Origin of the sequence: Morganella psychrotolerans (genome assembly GCF_001676155.1) — a bacterium.
GTDB lineage: Bacteria > Pseudomonadota > Gammaproteobacteria > Enterobacterales > Enterobacteriaceae > Morganella > Morganella psychrotolerans.
In genome coordinates this window covers 1,475,779-1,499,098 of the sequence record NZ_LZEW01000001.1, presented here as the reverse complement: position 1 = coordinate 1,499,098, position 23,320 = coordinate 1,475,779, and the positions used below count along the sequence as shown (strand labels likewise).

23 protein-coding genes and 2 pseudogenes are annotated in these 23,320 nt (G+C 48.1%); 17 read left to right on the top strand and 8 right to left on the bottom strand.

Going from position 1 to position 23,320, the window contains the following annotated elements; translation table 11 throughout:
* The first annotated feature begins 40 nt into the window (after positions 1–40).
* The 5 genes from AYY16_RS07320 (at position 41) to AYY16_RS07300 (ending at position 7,960) form a co-directional block, all read left to right on the top strand.
* On the top strand, positions 41–307 hold the full coding sequence (locus AYY16_RS07320) for a hypothetical protein (protein WP_067363972.1): 267 nt from the start codon (positions 41–43) through the stop codon (positions 305–307).
* A gap of 109 nt (positions 308–416) precedes the next feature.
* A complete protein-coding gene (locus AYY16_RS07315) occupies positions 417–2,681 on the top strand; it encodes an autotransporter outer membrane beta-barrel domain-containing protein (RefSeq protein ID WP_067363969.1) in 2,265 nt (754 codons plus the stop codon).
* Between the two features lie 335 nt (positions 2,682–3,016).
* Positions 3,017–4,945, top strand: coding sequence for an alkyl/aryl-sulfatase (locus AYY16_RS07310; RefSeq protein ID WP_082970623.1), 1,929 nt, complete (start codon positions 3,017–3,019; stop codon positions 4,943–4,945).
* Positions 4,946–5,043: 98 nt separating this feature from the next.
* Complete coding sequence (locus AYY16_RS07305; RefSeq protein WP_067363963.1) at positions 5,044–6,222, top strand: OmpP1/FadL family transporter; 1,179 nt, start codon at positions 5,044–5,046, stop codon at positions 6,220–6,222.
* Between the two features lie 178 nt (positions 6,223–6,400).
* A complete protein-coding gene (locus tag AYY16_RS07300) occupies positions 6,401–7,960 on the top strand; it encodes a methyl-accepting chemotaxis protein (protein ID WP_190973064.1) in 1,560 nt (519 codons plus the stop codon).
* Between the two features lie 72 nt (positions 7,961–8,032).
* Here AYY16_RS07300 and AYY16_RS07295 read toward each other — a convergent pair whose 3' ends face one another.
* Positions 8,033–8,401, bottom strand: a complete 369-nt coding sequence (locus AYY16_RS07295) for a MerR family transcriptional regulator (RefSeq protein WP_067363957.1) — start codon at positions 8,399–8,401, stop codon at positions 8,033–8,035.
* A 68-nt stretch (positions 8,402–8,469) separates the two neighbouring features.
* Between AYY16_RS07295 and AYY16_RS07290 the strand changes: the two genes are divergently transcribed.
* The 4 genes and pseudogenes from AYY16_RS07290 to AYY16_RS07280 all read left to right on the top strand — a co-directional run bounded on the left by AYY16_RS07290 (position 8,470) and on the right by AYY16_RS07280 (position 12,310).
* Positions 8,470–9,258 (top strand): SDR family NAD(P)-dependent oxidoreductase, encoded by a 789-nt coding sequence (locus AYY16_RS07290; RefSeq protein ID WP_067363954.1) that lies wholly within the window; start codon positions 8,470–8,472, stop codon positions 9,256–9,258.
* Between the two features lie 82 nt (positions 9,259–9,340).
* Entirely contained in the window at positions 9,341–9,460 is a 120-nt protein-coding gene (locus AYY16_RS21830) for a hypothetical protein (protein WP_223861114.1), read from the top strand.
* Positions 9,461–9,553: 93 nt separating this feature from the next.
* Positions 9,554–11,756: pseudogene (gene speC, locus AYY16_RS07285) on the top strand (ornithine decarboxylase).
* Positions 11,753–12,310: an SMI1/KNR4 family protein gene (locus AYY16_RS07280; protein ID WP_223861115.1), complete on the top strand. Its 558-nt coding sequence runs from the start codon at positions 11,753–11,755 to the stop codon at positions 12,308–12,310. The pseudogene speC and the gene AYY16_RS07280 overlap by 4 nt, the downstream one beginning before the upstream one ends.
* Before the next feature lie 130 nt (positions 12,311–12,440).
* Here the strand turns inward: AYY16_RS07280 and AYY16_RS07275 are convergent, their stop codons facing one another.
* Complete coding sequence (locus tag AYY16_RS07275) at positions 12,441–13,328, bottom strand: LysR substrate-binding domain-containing protein (RefSeq protein WP_223861116.1); 888 nt, start codon at positions 13,326–13,328, stop codon at positions 12,441–12,443.
* 122 nt (positions 13,329–13,450) lie between these two features.
* Between AYY16_RS07275 and AYY16_RS07270 the strand changes: the two genes are divergently transcribed.
* The gene (locus AYY16_RS07270) at positions 13,451–14,365 is read left to right on the top strand and encodes a DMT family transporter (RefSeq protein WP_067363948.1); all 915 of its coding nucleotides are present in this window, start codon (positions 13,451–13,453) and stop codon (positions 14,363–14,365) included.
* A gap of 189 nt (positions 14,366–14,554) precedes the next feature.
* On the opposite strand, the pseudogene AYY16_RS07265 reads toward AYY16_RS07270, so the two are convergent.
* A pseudogene (locus AYY16_RS07265) lies at positions 14,555–14,941 on the bottom strand (DMT family transporter); the annotation flags it as partial.
* Positions 14,942–15,155: 214 nt separating this feature from the next.
* Here AYY16_RS07265 and AYY16_RS07260 point away from each other — a divergent pair.
* Complete coding sequence (locus AYY16_RS07260; RefSeq protein WP_235846237.1) at positions 15,156–16,031, top strand: LysR family transcriptional regulator; 876 nt, start codon at positions 15,156–15,158, stop codon at positions 16,029–16,031.
* 8 nt (positions 16,032–16,039) lie between these two features.
* Here AYY16_RS07260 and AYY16_RS07255 read toward each other — a convergent pair whose 3' ends face one another.
* The gene (locus tag AYY16_RS07255) at positions 16,040–16,480 is read right to left on the bottom strand and encodes a hypothetical protein (protein ID WP_067363942.1); all 441 of its coding nucleotides are present in this window, start codon (positions 16,478–16,480) and stop codon (positions 16,040–16,042) included.
* Between the two features lie 246 nt (positions 16,481–16,726).
* Here AYY16_RS07255 and AYY16_RS07250 point away from each other — a divergent pair, with 246 nt between their 5' ends.
* On the top strand, positions 16,727–17,071 hold the full coding sequence (locus AYY16_RS07250) for a DMT family protein (protein WP_067363939.1): 345 nt from the start codon (positions 16,727–16,729) through the stop codon (positions 17,069–17,071).
* 145 nt (positions 17,072–17,216) lie between these two features.
* Positions 17,217–17,648: a carboxymuconolactone decarboxylase family protein gene (locus AYY16_RS07245; RefSeq protein WP_067363936.1), complete on the top strand. Its 432-nt coding sequence runs from the start codon at positions 17,217–17,219 to the stop codon at positions 17,646–17,648.
* A 30-nt stretch (positions 17,649–17,678) separates the two neighbouring features.
* On the opposite strand, the gene AYY16_RS07240 is transcribed toward AYY16_RS07245, so the two are convergent.
* Complete coding sequence (locus AYY16_RS07240; protein WP_067363933.1) at positions 17,679–18,128, bottom strand: VOC family protein; 450 nt, start codon at positions 18,126–18,128, stop codon at positions 17,679–17,681.
* 229 nt (positions 18,129–18,357) lie between these two features.
* On the opposite strand from AYY16_RS07240, the gene AYY16_RS07235 reads away from it, so the two are divergent.
* Genes AYY16_RS07235 through AYY16_RS07225 form a run of 3 tightly spaced genes read left to right on the top strand, consistent with a single transcriptional unit; the run spans position 18,358 to position 20,568 of the window.
* Positions 18,358–19,515 carry a double-cubane-cluster-containing anaerobic reductase gene (locus AYY16_RS07235; RefSeq protein ID WP_067363930.1) on the top strand — a complete coding sequence of 386 codons (1,158 nt, stop codon included), beginning with the start codon at positions 18,358–18,360 and terminating at the stop codon, positions 19,513–19,515.
* Between the two features lie 10 nt (positions 19,516–19,525).
* Positions 19,526–20,329: an acyl-CoA dehydratase activase gene (locus tag AYY16_RS07230; protein ID WP_067363927.1), complete on the top strand. Its 804-nt coding sequence runs from the start codon at positions 19,526–19,528 to the stop codon at positions 20,327–20,329.
* Entirely contained in the window at positions 20,326–20,568 is a 243-nt protein-coding gene (locus tag AYY16_RS07225) for a putative Se/S carrier-like protein (RefSeq protein ID WP_067363924.1), read from the top strand. The genes AYY16_RS07230 and AYY16_RS07225 overlap by 4 nt, the downstream gene beginning before the upstream one ends.
* Before the next feature lie 153 nt (positions 20,569–20,721).
* Here AYY16_RS07225 and AYY16_RS07220 read toward each other — a convergent pair whose 3' ends face one another.
* Positions 20,722–21,384 (bottom strand): HAD family hydrolase, encoded by a 663-nt coding sequence (locus AYY16_RS07220; RefSeq protein WP_067363921.1) that lies wholly within the window; start codon positions 21,382–21,384, stop codon positions 20,722–20,724.
* 196 nt (positions 21,385–21,580) lie between these two features.
* Between AYY16_RS07220 and AYY16_RS07215 the strand changes: the two genes are divergently transcribed.
* Positions 21,581–22,348, top strand: a complete 768-nt coding sequence (locus AYY16_RS07215) for a phosphatase (protein ID WP_067363918.1) — start codon at positions 21,581–21,583, stop codon at positions 22,346–22,348.
* A 35-nt stretch (positions 22,349–22,383) separates the two neighbouring features.
* Here AYY16_RS07215 and AYY16_RS07210 read toward each other — a convergent pair whose 3' ends face one another.
* Both AYY16_RS07210 and AYY16_RS21415 read right to left on the bottom strand, forming a co-directional pair.
* The gene (locus AYY16_RS07210; RefSeq protein WP_067363915.1) at positions 22,384–23,163 is read right to left on the bottom strand and encodes a creatininase family protein; all 780 of its coding nucleotides are present in this window, start codon (positions 23,161–23,163) and stop codon (positions 22,384–22,386) included.
* A complete protein-coding gene (locus tag AYY16_RS21415; protein ID WP_268874124.1) occupies positions 23,160–23,294 on the bottom strand; it encodes a hypothetical protein in 135 nt (44 codons plus the stop codon). Before AYY16_RS21415 ends, AYY16_RS07210 begins: the two co-directional genes overlap by 4 nt.
* Between the last annotated feature and the right edge of the window lie 26 nt (positions 23,295–23,320).

Sequence of the window (23,320 nt, the reverse complement as noted above, 5' to 3'; positions counted from 1 at the left end):
AGGTAGTAGTGGTATTAAGGTAGATGGCGGAAAGTTAAATATGACGGGTGTAACCGGTACTGTATCCGGTATCGGAAACGCGGGATATGGTTTATCGGCTGTCAATGCCGGCAGTATTAATATTACCGGAGGGGAGTATGTGTTTTCCGGTAATGACCAGGCGAGTACAGGTATTTTAATTAAAAGCGGCAGCAGCCTTAATATTGATGGCGCAAAGTTAACAGGGAATTATACAGAAAGGCTAGGTGGTTTGTATCTCCTAAATTTACATGATACAGGAACGGCTGGAAATATAAAAAAATTCTGAATTAACTTCAACAAATGGTCGGATTTTTATTTTAAGCAATGGTGCCGATTTAGCGATGTCTGATACCGTCATCAGGGTTGAAGGCTCTGGTTCGAATACTGTTTATTCTATGTCATCACAAAATAATAGTACCTTTTCAGGCGAGCGGCTTACAATTATTTCTGATGCTAATTATGATGCCGCATCCTCACTATTTTTAGCCCATAAAGATCTCAGTCTGAAAGACAGTCGTATTACCAGTAATTTGGGACAGAATATATTTATGGCCGGAAGTAGTGACGGAGGAGTATATGGCGATAATCTGGTTATTAACTATAAAAGCCAGAAAAGTGATGGTGCTCAGGGCTATGTCGCGATGCAGGCGATAAATGGCGGAACTATTGATCTGATTAATTCAGAATTAAATGTGTCCGGCGATAATGCAGCAGTGGCTGTTTTTATTACAGCGGATAGTCACCTGGTGGCGGATGGTTTGCGCCTGAATGCTGAAGATAATGCGCAGGCAATACAATTTCAGGGCAATAATGCGGGCGCAACATTATCTAATAGTTATATTACTACCGCGAATGCAGAATATGGTGTTAGTTTTATTCGTGGTGCATCAGGCTCATCAAGTGATGTGTCATCATTAACATTAGATAATACGATTCTGAAATCTGATAAGTGGGCACTGAGATCGCTTGACGGCGGTTCACTGGTGAATGTCAGCGGTGCTAACAGTCACGTCAGTGGTGATAAAGGTGCAATTTATATCAATGCCACTAATACAGACAGCGATATGGTTTTTAATTTATCAGACAATGCGAGGCTGACGGGAGATGCTTATACCATTGATAAAAATGGTTATAAGGCAATATTAAACCTTAATCTCAGCCAAAATGCAGTATGGAACGGCAATGTTCTGACTCACGATAAAAACTCGCTGGCAAATGTTTTGCTTAAAAGCGGCTCTGTCTGGAAAGGGGCAGTACTTCCCGGGGAGCAGGCGCCGGGCGGGGGAACAACCCATATTTCTGTTGATGATGCTTACTGGGAGTTGACGGATGACTCAACGGTAAACTCTCTCTCGCTGGCAAACAATGCCACCGTTGCATTGGGTGCGGCGGATGGTACTGATTTCCGCGTGTTAAGTGTTAACGACCTGAGTGGCAGCGGCGAATTTATTTTGCGCACAGACCTTGCGGCAACCAGTACAAAAAGCGTTTCCGGCGATGTACTGAAAGTGACCGGCAGCACGGATGGCTCGCACACACTGAATGTCCTTAATAATGGTTCCGCTGATACCAATGGGACGGAGAAACACACTGTTGTTGAAACTGCTGACGGAAATGGCGGTTTCAGTCTGAAAAATAAAGTAGAGCTCGGCGGATATATTTATGAATTAAAACAAAATAGTAATGACTGGGAGCTTTATGCACCCGGCGGTCAGTCCGGTGGTGGCAGCGGAGATAAACCTGTTATCAGCGAGGGCGGCAGAGCGCCGATCAGTGCTGTTAATGCCGGTTACTTGCTGAATATTGCAGAAACGCAGACGTTGTCACAACGTATGGGGGAGCTGCGGGACAGCCAATCCGAAGGTGATATCTGGGTCCGCGGTTTTGGCGGAGGATTTGACAGCAGAACAAGTCAGGCCGTGGGTGATTTTGATACAACTTACGGAGGTACGCAGACCGGTATTGATAAACGTCTGATGGTTGAGGGCGGATCACTTTATATCGGAGCTATGGGCGGCCTGGTTAACTCAGACCAGAAGTATAAAACCGGGAATGGCTCAGTTAAAAATTACCATTTAGGGTTGTACAGCACGTATATTCATCAGTCCGGTTTCTATGTTGATTCATTAATTAAATTCTCTGACCTGACCTATGATTTTGGTGTCCGTGATACGGCCGGAAACAATGTCAGTGCAAAAACATCATCAAATTACTATGCCGCTTCTATTGAGGCCGGGCAGCGCTTTCATTTTAATCAAAAGCAGGAAGGTCTTTATATTGAACCTCAGGTACAACTGACATATGGCTACCAGGAAGACACTGATTTCAATGAGTCTAATGGATTACAGGTCAGAGTTGACAGCTATCAGTCTCTGCAAAGTCGTGCCGGGGTAAATATGGGTTATGATGTAAAAAATAGTCCGATGCCGTTAAATGTGTATGCAAAGCTCTCCTATATAAAAGAGCATAAAGCAGATGTCGATTTTCGTTTAAATAATACAACCGAAAGCGAGAGTTTTGGTGATAAGTGGTTACTTGCCGGAATTGGTGTTTCCGCTCAGGTTTCTGCGAAGCAGGCTTTTCATATCGATATAGAAAAAGCGAATAGTGATAAATATGAGCACTACCGCTTTAATGCAGGCTACCGTTTCTCATTCTGATATCGCAGATTACGGGGTATTTAAATAATGAATACCTTTATTGATAAACAGAATTACCCGTCAGTATGATTACATCTGTATCTTATTTTCAGCAACGTTTTTTTAAGGAATATGAACCTTCATTCTTTAATGATTATGTTACGTAAATGTGGATATACCAAACATCATTTTTCTGTCGTGTGAATGACTGAGTGTATATCTCAGAATGGTAAATATAGGATATTTATATTAAATGAAAAAAATTAACTCTTGTATTAGCGTTAACATTCCCTGCTTATTCTCTGGCACACGCTGTCGATATCAGTTCGAAAGACAGTTCGGCATCAACAAAAAATATGTTTGATGATGTTCTGAAAACATTACCAATGTCAGATATTGATGATTTCGATTTGGCAAAAAAAGGATTAATTGCGCAGGAAAAAGATTTACAAATAAAAGATGCGAATGGGAAGGTAGTATGGGAATTAGGCTCTTATAAATTTCTTCTTGATGCCGGTCAGTCTGCCGATACCATTCATCCGAGCTTAAAGCGTCAGGCTATGCTCAATATGAATCATGGTCTTTATAAAGTAACCGACGGTATTTATCAGGTCCGTGGCTATGATTTGGCCAATATTACGTTTATTCAGAGTGATAACGGATGGATTGTTTTTGATCCGCTGACAGTTCCGGCCACATCTAAAGCCGCGTATGAACTGGTCAGTAAACATCTGGGCAAAAAACCGATTGTTGCGGTTGTCTATAGCCACACGCATGCGGATCACTTCGGCGGTGTTAAGGGCATTATCAGCCAGGAAGATGTGGACAGCGGTAAAGTGAAAGTGATCGCACCGGCTGGATTTACTGAACATGCGGTCAGTGAAAATGTGTTAGCCGGTAATGCCATGGCACGCAGGGCAACCTATCAATACGGTAATATGCTGCCGAAAAATGCAAAAGGTCAGGTGGATGCGGCGATAGGTAAAGGTGTTGCACTCGGTGAGACATCCTTTATTAAACCTAATATAGAGATATCAAACCCTGTCGAAGAAATTACGATTGACGGCGTAACCATGGTGATGCAAAACACGCCGGGCACGGAAGCACCTGTTGAAATGAATACCTGGCTGCCTCAGTTTAAAACATTCTGGGCGGCTGAAAATACCATCGGTGGTCTGCATAATGCCTATACATTACGTGGTGCGCCGGTGCGTGACCTGAAAGTCTGGAGTGCTTATATCAACCAGGCGCTGATGCAGTTTGGTCAGCAGGCTGATGTGATCATGGCATCTCATACCTGGCCTCGCTGGGGAAATGACAATATTACGACATTCCTCGAAAAACAGCGGGATATGTATGGCTTTATTCATAATGAGTCACTGCGCCTGGCGAATCATGGCGTTACCATTGATGAGATTCAGGATGAGTTTAAAGTACCGAAAGTGCTTGCGAAAGAGTGGTATAACCGGGGCTATCACGGAAGCTACCACCGTAATGCCAAAGCGGTAATCAACCGTTATCTCGGATATTCAGACCTTAATCCGGCAAAACTATTAACATTATCGCCGGCAGAAGCCGCGCCGCGTTATGTCGCGGCAATGGGCGGAATTGACAAGGTGCTCTCCGAAGGAAAAAAAGCATCAGAAAATGGCGATTATCGCTGGTGCGCTGAAGTGGTTAATTATGCCGTGTTCGCGCAGCCGCAAAATGAAAAGGCCCGTTTATTACAGGCTGATTGTCTGGAACAACTCGGCTATCAGAGTGAATCTGCGGGTGAACGTAACAGTTTCCTGATGGGGGCTTATGAGCTGCGTAATGGTGTTCCTGATGGTATGGCAACCAAGGCGGGCAGTCCGGATATGATGGCAGAGATGCCGGTGAGCAGCTTCCTTGATTATATGGCTGTGCGTATGGACGGTAATAAGGTCGCTGAAGATAATTATACGTTAACGGCAAATCTGACTATTTCGGACAGTAACGAAAAATACCTTATTACTGTTCAGAACGGCACTATGAGCCATATTCAGGGGTATTTATCTGATAAACCTGATGTTAGTCTGACGCTTGACAGTAAAGCATTGCGTGATTTTATGGGACAAAAAGAAGATCCTGATACATTGCAAAAGCAGGGCCGTCTGACCATTACCGGCGATAAAGAACGGTTAGCAAAACTTAATACCTATCTCGATGATTTTTCGTTCTGGTTTAATATCGTGACACCAAATGACCACAGTAGTTACAGTCACGGTTTCAGCCTTGATAAAAAATCCCCGGTTAACCGCTGATTCTTCATTTTTTAATTTCTTAGTTTTTAAATTTCTTAGTTTTTAAATCTATCAGGCTCTCCGGAGCCTGATTTATTCACATCTCAAGTTTACTTAAAATGAATAAATATATTAATGGGTTATTGCTGACATTGTTATTTAACTGTCCGGCTCTTGCCGGAGGATTGGCATTATATGAAACCAGTCCGGATAATAGTGCATCTGCTAATGCAGGGTCGGCAGCAAAGGCGCAGGGGCCTGCAACCATTGCCGGAAATCCTGCCGGAATGGCGTTACTTGACGGAACACAAATACAATTAAGTGCCGGAGTCGTCAGCGGTGATATGACAATAAAGCTTGATAATGACGGTGTTTCCGGTGGAAATCCGGTACAAACCGCGCCGCTCGGCACTCTTTATATCACTCATGCGTTAGATGAACGCTGGTCTGCCGGTATTGGTCTGTTTGGCAGTCACGGGCTGGGGCTGAGTTACGACCCGCAGTGGAGCGGCAGCCGTTATGTTCAGTACGGGAATATTACCGGTATTGCGATGGCACCCAGCCTGGCTCTGCGGATAAATCCACAGTGGTCTGTTGGTATGAGCCTGATAGCCTCGCAGGGAAAAGTGGAGATGAAAAGCACACCTTTGCCAAACATGTCTTCTGCGGCCAAATTAGATTTCAGCGCAAATGATTGGGCATATGCAGCGTCACTGGGGGTTATTTATGAAAAGGATGAGAATACACGCATTGGTTTAAATTATATTTCTGAGTCTGAATGGCGGCTGAAAGGGGATTTATTTCCCGGCGCTGATATTGCGCAGAACAGCCGGATTAATATTGTTATGCCGCAAAGTCTGACATTGAGCGGTTATCATCAGTTAAATGAACAATGGACATTATTGGGCAGTATTAACTGGCAGCAGTGGTCACGTTTCGGTGAAATGGATATTTCATATGCACAATTTAATACAACCAAAAATTTAGGGTATCAGGATACGTGGCATGCAAGCATTGGCACGCAATTTTCGGTTTCAGAGAAATTCAGACTCAGTACAGGTATTGCGTATGACAGCAGCCCCGTCAATGATGCCAACCGGACTGTTAATATCCCGATGGGAAAAGCCTGGCGTTTTGGTTTAGGCGGGGATTATCAGATAATACCGTCAACAACTATTGAGCTTGGCTATACGTTTGTCCGGATCGGTGATATGCCATTTGAGCAGCCGGGTATCAGTGGCGTGTATGAAAATAGCAGGCTGCATTTTGTGATGCTGGGTTTGAAACATAAGTTTTAATTAACAACAGGATAGCATCCTGCACTCCCCGAAGATCCACTGCATATTGCATTGTTAAAAACAATACATTTATTGATAACATAACAATAATAAAAAAGTATACCTTTCGGATTTTCTGCCGATAACAGGATCTGTATAGCTTCTTCAGATCATTTTATCGCCCCGTAAAGGAAATTGTATGTGGATACTTCGAAATTTTTCCATCCGGTTCGTCATGTTGTCGATACTCGGTATTTTGTGCCTGACATTAGGATGCGTAAGTTTTTACAGTGACTGGTCGCTGTCGAGAGTATCTGCAGGTAATATGACGGATCGCCAGTTAGTCACACAACTGACTGTGTTGAATCAGGGAAATGATCAGTATTTCCGGTTTGTCTCCAGGTTAAATCGTGAGATGGAAAGAAAAGCAGAAGGCGAGATTCCTGATTTTACGCAATCAGAGCAGGCGCTGAAAAATATGGAACAGCGCCTGATACAGATGAAAGAGATATCACCCGGACCTATGGATCCGCAAGTGTCTGAACATATTATTGCCCTCTGGCAGGCTCTGCTTGATGAGGGTATTAAAGTGCAGATGCAGCTGGCTGTGCAGGGCGATATCGCTGCATACCGCAATCAGTCCCATAATGTGACACCGAAACTGAGCCGGGATTTTGGTGTGGCAACAGAGGAATATACGCAGATAGCAGATGCTCATATAGAAAAGACCCGCCTGCTGGTGGATGAACTGATGTCAACCACACGGATAGTGATTATTGCCGGGACACTTTTCGGTCTTCTGGTGCTGATTTTTTCCGACAGATATCTTGTTATTATGATGCAGCGCCCACTGATGAGTGTGCGCCGGCATTTTCGCCGCATAGCCGGTGGCGACCTCAGTCAGCAGGTGGACAGTGAGACAGCCGGTCGCAACTGTGTGGGCAAACTGTTTCCGTTGCTCAGTGAGATGCAGGTAAGTCTGCGCGATGCTGTCCATTCTATCCGTGAAGGCAGTGATACTTTGAGAGATAATGCGGCTGAAATTGCGCGCGGCAATACTGATCTTTCCTCACGGACCGAACAGCAGGCTGCCGCGCTGGAACAGACGGCGGCGAGTATGGAAGAGATAACCGCCACCGTTAAACTGAATGCCGATAATGCCGCTCATGCCAGTGAACTGGCAGAAGTGACCTCATCAACGGCGCATCAGGGGCATGAGATGATAGCCTCTGTTATCCGCACAATGGATGATATTTCTGATAGTTCACGGAAAATAGCCGAAATTACCAGTGTGATTAACAGTATTGCTTTCCAGACAAATATTCTGGCACTGAATGCCTCGATTGAAGCAGCAAGAGCGGGTGTTCACGGGCGCGGCTTTATGGTGGTCGCCGGAGAAGTGCGTAATCTTGCCAGCAGCAGTGCAGATGCGGCAAAAGAGATTGAGCGGCTGATAGCCAATGCGGTTTCCCGTGTTGATCAGGGGATTGAGTTAGTTGCCAGTGGTGGCGAAACGATGGAAGCGATAGTCAGAGCAACAACCGAAGTGACCTCGATTATGAAAGAGATTGCAGTTGCCTCAGATGAGCAAACCAAGGGAATATTACAGGTCGGAACAGCTATCACTCAGATGGATACCGTCACACAGCAAAATGCGGCACTGGTCGCAAAAGTATCTGAAACCGCAGCAGGGCTGGAGCGCCAGACTCAGACGTTGCAGAACTCAGTTGAGAGATTTCGTCTTACCGCCACTGACTGATTGACGGCGTTATAATTATTACCGGCAGGTATGCGAGCAAAAAATGGGGTCACGGACGACCTTAATGTATGGTTACTTTGTGCCGGTATTAAGTAACGCATTGTAGTAATTGATTTTTTTATCCAGGTGCTGAACACTCTCATTGAGTACCGCTATCTGTTGGCGCAATGTCTCATTGTGCTCCTGCAATAACAGCATGCGCGCCTGTGCTGTTTCATCTCCCTGCGCCCGTAAATCTGCATAATATTTTATGGATTTCAGCGACATCCCTGTTTCTTTCAGCCGTGTAATAAAGGTTACCCATTCGACATCACGGGCGGAGTAACTGCGGTGATTATTTGCCCGGCGCAGAGGTGCCAGAATACCTGTTTTCTCATAAAACCGCAGGGTATGGATGCTGAAACCGGTTAATGCAGAAAACTGGCTGATTGAATAATACATACACACCTCTTGACCTTGAGTTCACTCTATCTTTTACGCTCCGCTGACTAATGTCAAAGGAGGTTTGCATGAACAGTCAGAATTATGTGGTGATCACCGGCGCAAGTTCCGGTATCGGGCGGGCACTTGCCGTGGCATTTGTCCGCCGTGGCAGCAGTGTGGTGCTGGTGGCTCGGCGGGAAGGCATGTTGCAGGCGCTGAGAGCAGAGTTGATGCAGCTTAACCCACAGGTGAATGTGGAAATCCGGGTATGTGATTTATCAGCGCCCGGCAGTGCGGCGGCGCTTTATCATTCTCTGTCAGACCTGACCATGATTACATGGATCAATAATGCCGGTTTTGGTTATTACGGCAGCGTGGCGGAGCAATCTGTCGCAGAGGCGGAAAAAATGATCGCGCTGAATGTGAATGCGCTGATAGTTCTGTCCGCGCTGTATGTACAGGATTATCAGCATGTTGACGGCGCGCAGCTTATCAATATCAGCTCGGCGGGGGGCTACACGATTGTACCGTCAGCGGTCACCTATTGCGCGTCGAAATTCTTTGTCAGCGCGTACACTGAGGGGTTGGCGCGGGAGCTTATCCGCAGCGGAGCAAAACTGCGCGCTAAAGTACTGGCACCGGCAGCGACACAGACGGCATTTGGTCAGGTGGCAAATAAGGTGGATTCGTATGATTATGACGCCGTATTCGGGCGCTATCATACCAGCGGACAGATGGCGGAGTTTGCCCTTGCATTATATGACTCAGATAACATCACCGGCATGATTGACCGTGATGACTTTAGTTTTCAACTGACCGATACCCGCTTTTCCCATGCGGAAAACAGCTCCGCAAACCAGAAAATAACGTCGTAAACAGGGTGTAATTCTCTGTGTTTCTCATGCTATGATGACCGCCATCCCGGCGGTCTTTCCGCCTGTTTCCGGAGTCTGCGCTATGGAAAATAATAACCGTTCCCGGCCGCACATCAGACGTGTCACACACCTGATGCAGTTTTCCCATCGCAGCTGCTTTGATTTCAGTCACTTTATGGCCCGCAGGTCATTTCCTCTGTAATTTCTGTATACCATCGTATTTTTACCTAAAAGCCCGTTTCTTTTTTTTTCCGCTGACACCCTGTGTCAGGGATCATTATCATGCCGGATCGCTATGAAAAATAAAAAATTCGCTGTCAGTTCTCTTTGCAGCACTCTCCTGCGCACGTTGCTCACTGACCTGACAGAGATATCCTGTGAGGTGGTTTCCCTTGCAGAGTGTGATTTTACCGATGTGGCGCTGTGCCTTATCACAACAGATGATATTGAAAACGGGCAGTTCCGGCGTATTGAACAGCAGGGGTTTGGTCAGCCGGTTTTTGTGATAATTGGCAAAGGCGAAGCGGTGATAACATCTGTACCGCAGGGGATTACCGGGGTTATTAATCTGAATGAGGATGATAGCGGCGTTTACCCGCAGGTGTTGCTACAGGCGGCACAGGCATACAGTGACGGGCTGCCGCCGCCGTTTTTCGGGCGTATGATGAATTATACCGCGCAAAATCCGGTTTCATTTGCTTGTCCGGGTCACCAGGGCGGGGCGTTCTTCCGCCGTCATCCCGCCGGGCGTCAGTTTGCGGACTACTTCGGTGATGCGGTTTTTCGTGCAGATTTATGCAATGCAGATACCGCGATGGGTGATTTACTTATTCATGAGGGGGCGGCCTGTGCGGCTCAGCAACATGCGGCAACAGTATTCAATGCCGACAAAACGTATTTTGTGCTTAACGGCACTTCTTCATCAAACAAAGTGGTACTCAATGCGCTGCTGACGCCCGGCGACCTGGTATTATTTGATCGTAATAATCATAAATCAAACCATCACGGCGCACTGATCCAGGCAGGAGCAACCCCGGTATATCTGGAGGCTGCCCGTAACCCGTACGGGTTAATCGGGGGGATCGATGCCCGCTGTTTTGATGAGGATTATCTGCGGGCGCGGATTGCAGAAGCCGCACCGGGGCGGGAAACACAGGCGCGTCCGTTTCGTCTGGCGGTTATTCAGCTTGGCACCTATGACGGCACGGTATATAACGCCCGTCAGGTAGTGGACAGCATTGGTTCCCTGTGTGATTACATTTTGTTTGACTCTGCCTGGGTGGGATATGAGCAGTTTATCCCGATGATGCAGATGTGCTCTCCGTTGCTATTGGAACTCAATGAATATGATCCGGGCATCCTGGTCACACAATCTGTTCATAAGCAGATGGCAGGGTTTTCCCAGGCATCACAAATCCATAAAAAAAGATCGTCATATCAAGGGACAGGCGCGGTATGTCTCTCATAAACAGATGAATAACGCGTTTATGATGCATGCCTCCACCAGCCCGTTTTATCCCTTGTTTGCCGCGCTGGATGTGAATGCAAAAATACATGCGGGGGAGCCGGGGAAACGGCTGTGGGCGGAATGCGTAAGAATAGGGATTGAGGCACGTAAACTGTTGCTGCGCACCTGTCAGTTTATCCGTCCGTTTATCCCGGAAACGGTAAACGGACGCCCGTGGGCGGATGCTGAAACCGGGGTTATTGCCACAGACCGACGTTTTTTCAATTTTATCCCTGGTGAGCGCTGGCACGGCTTTGACGGGTATGCAGAAGATCAGTATTTTGTCGATCCCTGCAAACTGCTGCTGACCACACCGGGTGTGGATGTCTGCACGGGCGAATACGAGGCGTTTGGTGTGCCTGCAACAATACTGGCGTATTATTTGCGGGAAAATAATATTGTGGCGGAGAAATGCGACCTCAATTCCATTTTATTTTTGCTGACCCCGGCAGAAACAACAGAAAAAATGCAGCATCTGGTCAGGCAGATTGCCCGCTTTGAGCAATTACTGAATGCGGATGCCCCGCTGGAAACCGTGCTGCCATCACTCTGCCGCACATATCCGGAACGCTATACGGGATATACACTGCGGCAGTTATGTCAGGAAATGCATGATTTGTTTGTCCGGCACAATGTAAAGCAGCGGCAGAAAGAGATGTTCCGGCGCACGCATTTTCCGGCGGTGCGGATGTCACCGAAAGCGGCGCATACCGAATTTGTCCGTGGCAATACAGAGCGGGTGGCGGTGGCGGATATTGCCGGGCGCATCGCGGCGGAAGGGGCGCTGCCGTATCCGCCGGGTGTGTTATGTGTGGTGCCCGGCGAAGTATGGGAAGCACCTGTTCAGCACTATTTTCTGGCACTGGAAGAGACGGGCGATCGTTTCCCAGGCTTTGCCCCGGAATTACAGGGCGCTTATTCTGAGCGGGATGAACAGGGGCGTCTGCGCGTGTATGCGTATGTTATTAATGAAAAAAAGGAAAATGAATGATGACAGCAGAACAATTTCACCAGCGGATATGGGAAATTCTTGAAGAGTTAGACAGTGAATATTTTCAGGTGGTAGCCGCACCGGCACCGGATGAAGATACGGTTGCGGCAATTGACACGTTGGCGGGGTTTCCGGTACCCGATGAATACGCGGCATTTTGTCAGCGCACCAACGGGCTGTGTGTGATGGTGCGTGAAGAATTCTGGCCGGAAGCAGAACTGTATTCGGTTGGTCCGGCATGGACATTCTGGCGCGGCGTGGTACTTCTTGGTATGGATACAGATGAACTGCCGGAATGGGCACGTATAACATCGGTATATCAGCAGCTTATGGATTATGATGTGACGGATATTATACCGCTGATGAAGATTATCGGTGACGGTAATGTTGTCTGGGGTATAGATGAAACCGGCACAATGGTTGAAGTGTCCGCAGGGGAAGTAACGCCATTGCCGGGCGATTTTGCCGATTGCTATGCAGAGCAGATCCGGGAACTGGCGGTTCGCCAGAAAGATATGATGAAACTGATAGCTGATCGGGAAAAAACAGAGTAACTGAACAATCCTGACCGGCTCCGGCGGCGTGATGACGATGCCGCCGGAAATCGTATTTCTATACCTTTATTCATTCAAACTGCAGGTTTGTTGGCTGCATCCTGAATGACGTTGGGTATATCTTATTCCCTCAGTGAGTGAAGGTGTGATGGAGCCAGTCACTGACTTCACTGACCATCGCAGGATCGGCACTGTGGCGGTTGCGCAGCAGATAAAAGCCTTTGCCGGGCTGCCAGGTGAGATCCGGAAAAAGCGGCTGAAGTGTTTGTTGCGCCAGTTCATCTTCCACCAGAAAATCATTGGCGATAAGCACGCCCTGTTGATGTTTTGCGGCATCAATGGCCAGCAGGATCTGATCAAAATGCAGCCCGCCGGGAAGGGGGGTTTCCCCGTGCATTATACCCGCATGTTGCCTGAGCCAGGCATCCCAGTAAGGATACAGCGTAGTGTGCAGTAATGTTACGTTTGTCAGGTCGGACGGAACGTTGAGTGTAAAACGCGCTGCGTAATCCGGATGACAAAACAGGCGACAGGGCGCGTCAGTCAGCCGTATCCATCCTGGTTGTACCTGTGAATGGCTGCAATAACGGACCGCTAAATCCACATTATCGTTTTCCAGCGAAACCAGCGCTGCCGTGGCATTCAGATGAAGATCCAACCCCGGAAAAGCCCTGACAAAATCACTCATCCGTGGAGAGAACCATTTTGCCGCAAGCCCCGGCGGCATCGAAATCGTCAGCTGGTGGTGTGCGCTGTAACGGATTTTTTCACCCGCACTGCGGATCTGCTCCAGCGCAGGCAGAATTAAGCGATAGTATTTCTGACCTGTTTCCGTCACGGTCAGTTTGCGGATCTCCCTGTAAAAGAGCATAACACCCAACTCTTCCTCCAGTTTTTTGATCTGCTGACTGACTGCACCCGGCGTCACATGCAGGGATTCAGCGGCGTTGATAAAACTGCCGAGACGTACGGCCGCTTCAAACGCCAGCAAGGCTTTCATCGGGGGATAAGCATTCACAGAACAGCACCTATAGAATAATTTTTGTATTTCATGAGACAATTTAAATCGGTTGTAACACACCCGCTGATTCTGAACAATAGCGCCATCAGAAAAAGGAGAGTAAAGGGAGTCATGAATAAATGAATAACAAAACGGCATTGGCATTTGCCTTTCTGGGCATTATCTGGGGCACCAATTTTGTGTTTATGCGCTGGGCGAGTGAGTGGATAACGCCGGTACAAATTGTGTTTCTGCGGGTTCTGTTCGGCTTTGTCCCGATAGCCATTCTGGCGTGGACACAAAAAGCATTATGTAAATCTCATCTGCGTTATACGGGGCATTTCCTGGTGATGGCGCTGCTGGCAACGGTAATTTATTACTGGGCATTTGCCTCCGGTACGTCACTGCTGCTCTCCGGGGTTTCCGGTGTGCTGAGCGGTGCTATTCCGCTGTTTTCGTTTATTGTTGCGGCTGTCTTTCTGAGGCAGGAAAAAATTACCGCCGGGCGGCTGGGTGGCATTCTGCTGGGGTTTGCCGGTGTGGTGCTTATCGCCAAACCATGGCAGGTCAGCGGGGACAGTATCAGTCTTGCGGGTGTCGGCTATATGATCCTGGGCTCACTGAGTGTGGGGATCTCGTTTGTGTATGCCAAAAAATTTCTGGCAGATAAAAAAATCGCCCCTCCGGCGCTGGCAACTTATCAGATTGGTCTGGCGCTGCTGATTTTAACCTTTATCACGCCATTTACCGGGATAACCGCGATTGCGCAGGATACTACCGCCAGTCTCGGGCTGATTATCGGGCTGGGGCTGCTCGGCACCGGGATTGCGTATCTGACCTATTATTATCTGATCCTCAATCTGGGGGCGGTTGTTGCTTCCTCTGTGACCTATATTCCGCCGGTTGTGGCACTGATTGCCGGGGTGACGGTTGCCAATGAGCCGATTGGTCTGACCGAAGTGTTGTCAATGGTACTGATAATGAGCGGGGTCTTTTTATTACAGCGTCCTTCACGCCGTCCACAAGCGGTGAAGGACGCTGAGGCAGTGCAGTAAAATTCCGGACATACCCTTATTCATTCAAACTGCAGGTTCGTTGGCTGCGTTCAGCCCGCCGGGTCACATACTAATGTATGCTCCCCGGCGGTCGGAGCTTGCCGCCTGCCTGCATTCTGAATGACGTTGGGAACACAAACCTATCTTTTTATTATTTGCTCAATTTGAGTGCTTTTCCCTGCCCCGTTATCAGTATTTCGGGGCTTTTTTTTCGCCTGCAAACTGCATAACCAGAACGCCTGCGATCACCAGACCAATCCCCGCCAGTTTCGCTATCTGAACCGGTTGTTTCGGCATCCCGAACAGACCAAAGTGCTCAATCAGAGCGGAAATCGCCAACTGACCGGCAATCACCATCACGAAAAACGTTATCCCGCCGATTTTCGGCACCAGGATCAGGGCGGAGGTCAGATACAGCATTCCTGCTATCCCGCCCAGCCAGATCCAGAGTGGCTGATGCAGCAGTTCAGTACTTAATACCGGCTTCGGTACTTTAAATATTAATAATAACGGTGCTAAAACAATAATACTGATTAATAATGAAACAAGGCTCGCCCACAGCGGGTGTCCCAGATGGCGCGCTAATACCGCGTTACTGACAGCCTGGACCGGTACAACAGCACCGGCAAAAAAAAGCGCAGATAATCAGGGCGATACCTGATAAAGATAATGTTGTCATCGTTGTCTCCCGATTAACGTTTTATTAACATCTATCATAGGGTGTTTCTGTCGGGGCGGGAAATGATCAATTTTATAGAGTACTATTCGCCATATGAATAATATAAAGAAATTGGATTTAAATCAGCTTGTTACGCTTCATGCATTACTGAGAGAGCGCCATGTCAGCCGTGCTGCGGTATCATTGCACCGCAGCCAGCCGGCGGTCAGCCACACACTGAATCAGTTGCGTGAGTTATTTCAGGATCCGCTGCTTATCCGCAAGCAGGGGCAATACCAGTTATCCAGCAAGGCGGAAGCGCTTTATGCACCGCTGACACAGGCGCTCGGGCAGCTTGATGATTTGATAGCGCAGCAGGATTTCCGTCCGGAAAATTGCGCCCGGCGCTTTAATATTGCTATGTCTGATTATGGCGCGGCTATTTTGTGTGCGAAGCTTATCCGCTATCTGCGTGACAGCGCGCCTGCGGTGAATCTGCAAATCTGGCAGGGCAACCGGGAGGAGATGCAGAGTAAATTACAGGAAGGCAGCCTCGATCTCGCGTTTGGTGTTTTTGCCGCGCCGGATTACACACTGCGCGCACAAACTGTTTTTACGGACACCATGGTTAGTGTGGCAGATAAACGGTATTGCACAGAGGGGAAAATGTCGATGGCAGACTGGCTTTCCCATCCTCATATTCTGGCGAGTATGAAACCTTATGAAGCCAATGAGATAGACCGGCAGTTACAACTGCTTAATTACCGGCGGCGTGTTGCGGTTTCAATACCTTACTGGCAGATTGCATCACAGTTACCACAGGGAACGGATTTAATTCTGACGGTCGCACAGCGCGCGTTACCGGACAATATTAGTGAGTCATTGCAGGTATTTGCACCGCCACTGGTGATTGCACCACTGAATTTTCAGATGTTATGGCATCAGCGAAGTGACGGGGACGAGGCATTGAGCTGGTTGAGAGAAGCGGTTATGAAAGTATGTAACTGATAAGCAAGCTATTGATTAATGCTGTGACAGTTTATCAGTTCCAGCAGGTAAGCTCCGTTATTGCCGCCACCGCGTTTGGCAAATCCGAATACAAAACGGTGTTTTGATGGCGTAAAATAGGCAAGTCCGCCGAGAACTTTAGCATATACCAGCGTATCGTCGCCGATCTCCTGCAAATCCTCCTTAGACATCATGGCAAATTGCTGAATAGGGGTAAGCAGCGGAGATTGATAAGGTGCCGGGTGTGTATCGAGCACGATAAACCGGTTGTCCTGAAAAAGAACGACAGAGTGGCGTTGTTTATCCGTAAAATAGTAGTCACGCAGAACACCTTGTGTTTTCTGGTAACTGCCGGGTGAAATGTCGCATTTATAGTACCCGTTCAGCGGGACAGCTGCGGCATAACCGGCAAAACAAATGAATAATAAAATAAGAGTAAGTAAACGCATATATAGAGTAATTATTTTTACATGTGATTAGTGTAGGTGGTTATCCATGGTCATACAATCTGTCCGGATCAATCTTCCTGAAATTAACAGAAAGAATAAAGGTCTGAATACGTGTATAACGCAAATTTTAAAGTGTATGGCGGGAAAGTCACTCTTTGAAATAATTATCAATGTATACATATCGAATTACTGCAAATATCAGCGTAAAATAGAAAGACGCGACTCTTCTCCTCTGACGGATCACCCATGCTGGCAAAGTTTTTTCCTATTATTCTTCTGGTTTTATCCAATGTTTTTATGATGTTTGCCTGGTACGGGCACCTGAAATTTACTGATAAACCGTTGTACGCTGTAATTTTTTTCAGTTGGATGATAGCGCTCGCCGAGTATTGCCTGGCAGTTCCGGCGAACCGGCTGGGGCATCAGTATTATAGTGCCGCTGAACTGAAAACAATTCAGGAAGTGATTACACTTTGCGTGTTTATGGTTTTCTCAGTGATGTATCTGGGAGAGGGAGTTACGCTCAATCACCTTGTCGGTTTTGGTTTTATTGCGGTGGGGGCATTCTTTATTTTTAAAGGGCCGTTTTAAACGTAACAGCACATCACACATTTATGATAACGGTACTGTGAATTTATCCATATCATGGGTGTGTGACTGTTCTTATATACAGTCATTATAGTTTTCCTTCCGGTTTACCGGATATTACTGACCATTTATAAAGAGCGAGCCTGCCATGTCACAATTACGTTTACAGTATCCGAATCTCAGCCCTGCGGCATATTCAGGCCTGATAGCCTGTAAAAATGCTCTGGAAAACAGCGCATTGGGTGCGGAGTTAACAGAACTTGTTTACCTGCGTGTTTCTCAGATTAACGGCTGCGCATTCTGCCTTGAGATGCACAGCAGCGCCCTGCGCAAAAAATCGGTGCCGCAGACAACACTGGATGCATTGGCAGGCTGGCAGGTGAGTGAGCGGTTTACTGACCGTGAACGTGCCGCCTTATTGTGGGCAGAATCAGTTACACACATATCAGCGCAGAAAACTGATGATGCGTTGTATCAGAAGGTTAAAGCACATTTTACGGATGAAGAGATGAGTGATTTGACAATCGCTGTTGCGTTGATGAATGCATTTAACCGGGTGGCTGTCAGCCTGCGTCAGTAACAGGGATAACAACCACCAGGCGCCGGATAATTACTCTGTGGCGTTATCACGCAGCCACGGGGTGATAGTCAGCCCGACCAGCAGACCTTCCGGGCTTTGCAGGCGGGTGACGGATTGTCCCCACGGCTCCGTTCTGTCCGCAACCAGCAGCGGATAGCCCTGCTCTGTCAGAAAACGGGTGGCAGCGGGCAGATCGGCTACCTCAAATTCCACCCACGCCTGTGGCACCGGGTGAGTCTGCGGCCATGTATCCTGACCAAAGCAGGATTGTGCCGCCAGGCTGAGCGGCCAGAGCGCAAAATGTTTTACGCCGTGTAACTGGTCATGGTCTGCAATCAGATAGTCCGGCGCACCGTCCATCGGTGCCAGCGGCAGTCCGATACTGTCTGCAAAAAAATGTTTACTGCGCGCAGGCTCGCGGGTAACCGGACCAAAACCGGCAACAAACAAAACGCCGGGAACAGCAGGAAAATCAGACATAACAGAGACTCCGTCAGAGGGGTGATAATCCATCTTACACATTTACCCCGAAATAGCATCTCCCGGTAAGGTGCGGCAATGCAGCGGGCATTGTGATTAAAGATCACGTTACTTCAGTTCACTCCGGTATATTCACCCCGAATATGATTTGCCTCAATTATCCACACTGTTAATGGGTCTACCCTGACGCCACATCCACATATTAGCAATGATAATGGTAGGTCTACTTATGTCATTAGTTACACAACTCCCGTCTATTTTCTCTGATTTCTCCGATGCCCGTCAGCAGGGCTTTCTTACTGTGATGGAACTGAAAGAGCAGGGTATCCCGTTAGTGGGAACCTACTGTACTTTTATGCCGCAGGAGATTGCTATGGCGGCTGGCGCAGCCGTTGTTTCTCTGTGCTCCACCAGTGATGAAACTATTGAAGAAGCAGAAAAAACCTTACCCCGCAATTTATGTCCGCTGATCAAAAGCAGCTATGGGTTTGGTAAAACCGATAAATGCCCCTACTTCTATTTTTCTGACATTGTTGTCGGTGAAACCACCTGCGACGGCAAGAAAAAGATGTATGAATATATGGCAGAATATAAACCTGTCCATGTGATGCAATTGCCGAATAACAGTGAAAGTGCAGAATCTGTCGCGCTCTGGCGCTCAGAAATTATCCGCTTTCAAAAACGTCTGGAAGAACAATTCGGCTGTGAAATCACAGAGCAGGGGATCCGCGATGCCATTGATTTACGCAACCGCGAACGCCGCGCATTAACGGAATTTTACCGCCTCGGGCAACTGAATCCGCCGGCACTGACCGGGCGTGAGCTTCTGAGTGTAGTGTATGGTGCAACCTTCAAATTTGATAAAACCGTGCTCATCAATGAGCTGGAAACCCTGACGGCGAAAGTCCGTGCGGAATATGCCGCAGGAAAACGTCTGGATCCGCGTCCGCGCATTTTGATCACCGGCTGTCCTATCGGCGGTGCTGCGGAAAAAGTAGTGCGTATCATTGAAGAAAACGGTGGCTGGGTTGTTGGCTATGAAAACTGTACCGGCGCCAAAGCAACAGAGCAATGTGTGGATGAAAATCCGCAAACTGATGTTTATGATGCCCTTACCGAAAAATACCTGGCTATCGGCTGCTCTTGTATTTCACCTAATACGCAGCGTCTGAATATGCTCAGTGATATGGTGACGGATTATCATGTCGATGGCGTTATCGATGTCATTTTGCAGGCATGTCATACCTATGCTGTAGAATCTCTGCTGATAAACCGCCATATCCGGGAAAAGCATGATATTCCGTATATGGCGATTGAAACGGATTATTCCACGTCTGACACCGGACAGCTTGCAACCCGTATTGCCGCCTTTATTGAAATGTTATAAGGGGGCAGCAATGCTGAGTATTGGTATTGATTCCGGCTCTACTGCAACAAAAGGTATTCTGTTCAGTGATGAAAACGGCGGGAAGATCCTGCGCCGTTTTCTTATTCCGACGCCTTTCAAACCACAGTCGGCTATCCTGGAAGCCTGGGATACATTGTGCGGTGAGTGTGATTCACCTCCGTTTCTTACTCTGACCGGATACGGGCGGAAACTGGCTGATTTTGCCGATAAACAGGTTACGGAGATCTCCTGTCACGGAATAGGCGCGCGCTGGTTGCACCCGCAGACGCGGACGGTGATTGATATCGGCGGGCAGGACAGCAAAGTTATCCGCCTGGATGAACAGGGGCATCTCACTGATTTTCTGATGAATGACAAATGTGCCGCCGGAACCGGGCGTTTTCTGGATGTTATAAGCCGGACGCTGGGAACCGACATCACCGCTGTTGATGATACTATCCGGGGTATTGAGCCACATGCTATTTCCAGCATGTGTACAGTTTTTGCTGAATCGGAAGTGATCAGTCTGCGATCAGCGGGCGTTGACCCTGAGACTATTCTGTCAGGCATTGTTAATTCAATGGCACAACGTACAGCCGGGTTTGCCAAGCGCCTGAGTACTGTTCCCGCGGTATTATTCAGCGGCGGAGTCAGCCGCAGTCAGGTCTTTTGTGAGCGGCTGTCACAGCATCTGGGGGCAGAGGTTATCACTCATCCTGACGGACAATTCGCGGGGGCTATCGGCGCAGCGATTTACGGGCTGCGGCAATTGCAGAAACAGGGAGCAAAACCGGCGGAGGCATCCATTCTGTGAATGATTATTTGATCCTGTTTGACAACATGCTGGGGGTGGTGGCAATGCGCAAACACCTCACTGCTGAAGGCTGCCCGTTCACAGTGACAGATATTCCGTCGTCGCTCGGCAAAGCCTGCGGGCTGGGAATACGGCTTAATACAGATGCCGGAATGCTGACCGGGCTTCGTACCCGCCCGCAGGTCAGCCATATTTATCTCTGCGGGCAGGATGAATATATGCTGATAAAGGCTGAATAACGGTAATAGAATGTGCAGACGGATGTTTAAAATATGGATAGCATGATTAGGATAATAGTGCGCGTAAATATAATTAATATTGCGACCTATTTTGAAAGCGCGGGCTGTGTTTTTATTGCCCGCTCTTATCCGGCATCTGTTTTGTGTTATCCGTCAGCGGACAGAAAATTGTTTCCGGCGTTTTTCATATTTTGCCGGATTGCGGTGAAAGTGACGCCAGTGCGGCTCTTGTGCGGCGTACAGCAGTTCATAATCCCCGCGTGAATCACCCCAGGCGCGCAGATGATAAGCGGATAAATCGCCGTAAATGTGTTTCAGCCGGGCAATCTTCTGACCGCAGCGGCAGTTATTTCCGCTGATTTTTCCGGTCAGAATACCGTCTTTGACATCCAGTTGTGTACCAATCAGTTTGATCCCCAGACGATCCGTAAAGGGACGTAAAACCAGCTCCGGCGATGCCGAGCACAACGTGACTTCCGCGCCGGAATCAATTTCCGCCTCAACAGCCTGTAATCCTTCCTGACGCATCATTTTTGCCCAGTAACGTGAGCAGAATATTTTCGCTTTCTCTTCCACCCAGCGGGCTTCGACACCGGTCAGAAAGGTGGTGATCAGCACTTCTTTTAACTCGTCGCGGGTCAGTCTGCGGGAGAAACAGCGCAGAGTCGGTAAAACCAGCCGCAGCATCTTCAGGGTGAAAATACGTTTTCCGAACGCAAAGCGCAGGAAAGGGACAAAACTGTCACTGTGGGTCAGCGTGCCGTCAAAATCAAAAACGGATAAAACCGGTTTTTCTGACGGGGAAGGTGCGTGCATAACGGCTCATACTCCGGTTAAAAAAAAGACATCCTGCTGAGTCTAGCACTTTTTTGACTAAATTTGACTAAAATGGATAAGCGGCAAAACCGGAATACAGACAGTATCGTACCGCTTGTAGCGCCGTGGTAAGTTATTTACTATCATCTGATTGATTATTACTCACCAAACTATTGTGCTTTGTTTAAGGAGAACCATGCAATATCACCCGTCCCGTTCAGATCTTGTTTATCCGGTTGATTTACATGCACACACTATTGCCAGCACGCATGCGTACAGTACCGTCAGTGAATATTTTGCGCAGGCAGCAGAAAAAGGAATGAAGCTGTTCGCAATCACAGATCACGGACCGGACATGGTTGATGCTCCTCACCCGTGGCATTTTTCTAATATGCCGGTTCTGCCGAGGATGATTAACGGAGCCGGGCTGCTGTACGGCATTGAAGCCAATATTAAAAACCAGGCTGGTGAAACAGATTGCACGGATAAAATGGCAAAACAGCTCGATATCATTCTGGCGGGTTTTCATGAGCCGGTTCTGCAACCTCAGGGGCAGGCGGCGAATACACAGGCGATGATAGCCACTATCCGCAGTGGCAAGGTGCAGATTATTACCCATCCGGGCAACCCTAAGTATCCGGTTGATATTCAGTCGGTGGTTCAGGCGGCAAAAGAGAGCAATGTGGCGCTGGAGATGAATAACTCATCATTTCTGCACTCACGTACAGGAAGTGAAAAACAGTGTCGCGCAATAGCAGAGGCTGTACGGGACAGCGGTGGCTGGGTTTCCCTCGGCTCTGATTCCCATTATGCGGGCTATTTAGGTAATTTTGACCGCGTGCTTGCCATGCTCCGTGAAATTGAATTCCCTGAAGCGCAGATCCTGAATGTCACCCCGCGCCGGGTGCTGGATTTTCTTGAATCCCACGGATGCAAGCCCATTCCTGAATTCGCCGGGCTGTGAGAAAAAGCCCCGCAAAGTGATGCGGGGCATAAATCTTATTTTGTACGCAGATCGTAATTCCAGTTGGTTTTTTCCAGTGCTTCAATGCTTTCCACCACAAGATCGGTCAGCGCATCCAGCATTTTTTCGCCTTTTTCAATACTGGCGTAAGTCGGGTCACCGGTGGCACCTGTTACAGATACTTCTGTGATATCCCACATGATCTGGACATTATCGCCATGACGGATACTGTCCTCCGGCATCTGGCGCACCGCTTTGCTTAAATCACATAAGTCCGGGCAGACGGCAGCAGTAATTGATGATTCACCTTCCCCGCCATGACCCAGCCCGTTCCATTCACGGAAGAAGTTATCCCCGAGGCGGCTGCCGAGCACTGACCACCATGCAGGCAGAAAGGCGAATACCACATCTTTGTGACGCGCTTTGACATTGCGCTGTGCGATATCCAGCGACGGAATGTTTCCGTCATGACCATTGAAGACAAAAATATGTTTGATGCCGTACTGAATCAGGCTTTCGAACATATCTTCCGCAATAGCAATCACAGTTTCAAAGCGGATATTAATCGCCATCGGCGTTCCGTTGTAGTGCGCCGATGTACCGAAAGGCACGCCCGGCACCACAATGGTGCGCGACAATCGCTGTGCCGCGCGCTTTGCAACCGCTTCCGGCACAAACAGATCAGGACCGAGGGGCAGATGCGGACCGTGGCTTTCACAACTGCCGAAAATGGTAATCGCGCTGTCAATTTGTCCGTTATCGAACAATGTTTTTAATTCTCCGGTATTGAACTCATTTAGAACAACTTTTTTCATGATGATCTCCCTGCTGCCGGTGATGCAGCTTTTGCAGCCAGTAACGGGTGCAGAATCAGATAAAGGATGATGGTAAACGCCAGGGCTAACAAGCCGGTAGGCCAGTCAGACAGAATATTATTCATTGCCATAATCAGCCCTGAAGCCATCCCCGCCA

Bases quoted from the DNA above. Each gene is read 5' to 3' on its own strand.
- AYY16_RS07320 (WP_067363972.1), top strand. From the start codon at position 41: ATGACGGGTGTAACCGGTACTGTATCCGGTATCGGAAACGCGGGATAT.
- AYY16_RS07315 (WP_067363969.1), top strand. From the start codon at position 417: ATGTCATCACAAAATAATAGTACCTTTTCAGGCGAGCGGCTTACAATT.
- AYY16_RS07310 (WP_082970623.1), top strand. From the start codon at position 3,017: ATGTTTGATGATGTTCTGAAAACATTACCAATGTCAGATATTGATGAT.
- AYY16_RS07305 (WP_067363963.1), top strand. From the start codon at position 5,044: ATGAATAAATATATTAATGGGTTATTGCTGACATTGTTATTTAACTGT.
- AYY16_RS07300 (WP_190973064.1), top strand. From the start codon at position 6,401: ATGTGGATACTTCGAAATTTTTCCATCCGGTTCGTCATGTTGTCGATA.
- AYY16_RS07295 (WP_067363957.1), bottom strand. From the start codon at position 8,401: ATGTATTATTCAATCAGCCAGTTTTCTGCATTAACCGGTTTCAGCATC.
- AYY16_RS07290 (WP_067363954.1), top strand. From the start codon at position 8,470: ATGAACAGTCAGAATTATGTGGTGATCACCGGCGCAAGTTCCGGTATC.
- AYY16_RS21830 (WP_223861114.1), top strand. From the start codon at position 9,341: ATGGAAAATAATAACCGTTCCCGGCCGCACATCAGACGTGTCACACAC.
- AYY16_RS07280 (WP_223861115.1), top strand. From the start codon at position 11,753: ATGATGACAGCAGAACAATTTCACCAGCGGATATGGGAAATTCTTGAA.
- AYY16_RS07270 (WP_067363948.1), top strand. From the start codon at position 13,451: ATGAATAACAAAACGGCATTGGCATTTGCCTTTCTGGGCATTATCTGG.
- AYY16_RS07255 (WP_067363942.1), bottom strand. From the start codon at position 16,480: ATGCGTTTACTTACTCTTATTTTATTATTCATTTGTTTTGCCGGTTAT.
- AYY16_RS07250 (WP_067363939.1), top strand. From the start codon at position 16,727: ATGCTGGCAAAGTTTTTTCCTATTATTCTTCTGGTTTTATCCAATGTT.
- AYY16_RS07245 (WP_067363936.1), top strand. From the start codon at position 17,217: ATGTCACAATTACGTTTACAGTATCCGAATCTCAGCCCTGCGGCATAT.
- AYY16_RS07240 (WP_067363933.1), bottom strand. From the start codon at position 18,128: ATGTCTGATTTTCCTGCTGTTCCCGGCGTTTTGTTTGTTGCCGGTTTT.
- AYY16_RS07235 (WP_067363930.1), top strand. From the start codon at position 18,358: ATGTCATTAGTTACACAACTCCCGTCTATTTTCTCTGATTTCTCCGAT.
- AYY16_RS07230 (WP_067363927.1), top strand. From the start codon at position 19,526: ATGCTGAGTATTGGTATTGATTCCGGCTCTACTGCAACAAAAGGTATT.
- AYY16_RS07220 (WP_067363921.1), bottom strand. From the start codon at position 21,384: ATGCACGCACCTTCCCCGTCAGAAAAACCGGTTTTATCCGTTTTTGAT.
- AYY16_RS07215 (WP_067363918.1), top strand. From the start codon at position 21,581: ATGCAATATCACCCGTCCCGTTCAGATCTTGTTTATCCGGTTGATTTA.
- AYY16_RS07210 (WP_067363915.1), bottom strand. From the start codon at position 23,163: ATGAAAAAAGTTGTTCTAAATGAGTTCAATACCGGAGAATTAAAAACA.
- AYY16_RS21415 (WP_268874124.1), bottom strand. From the start codon at position 23,294: ATGGCAATGAATAATATTCTGTCTGACTGGCCTACCGGCTTGTTAGCC.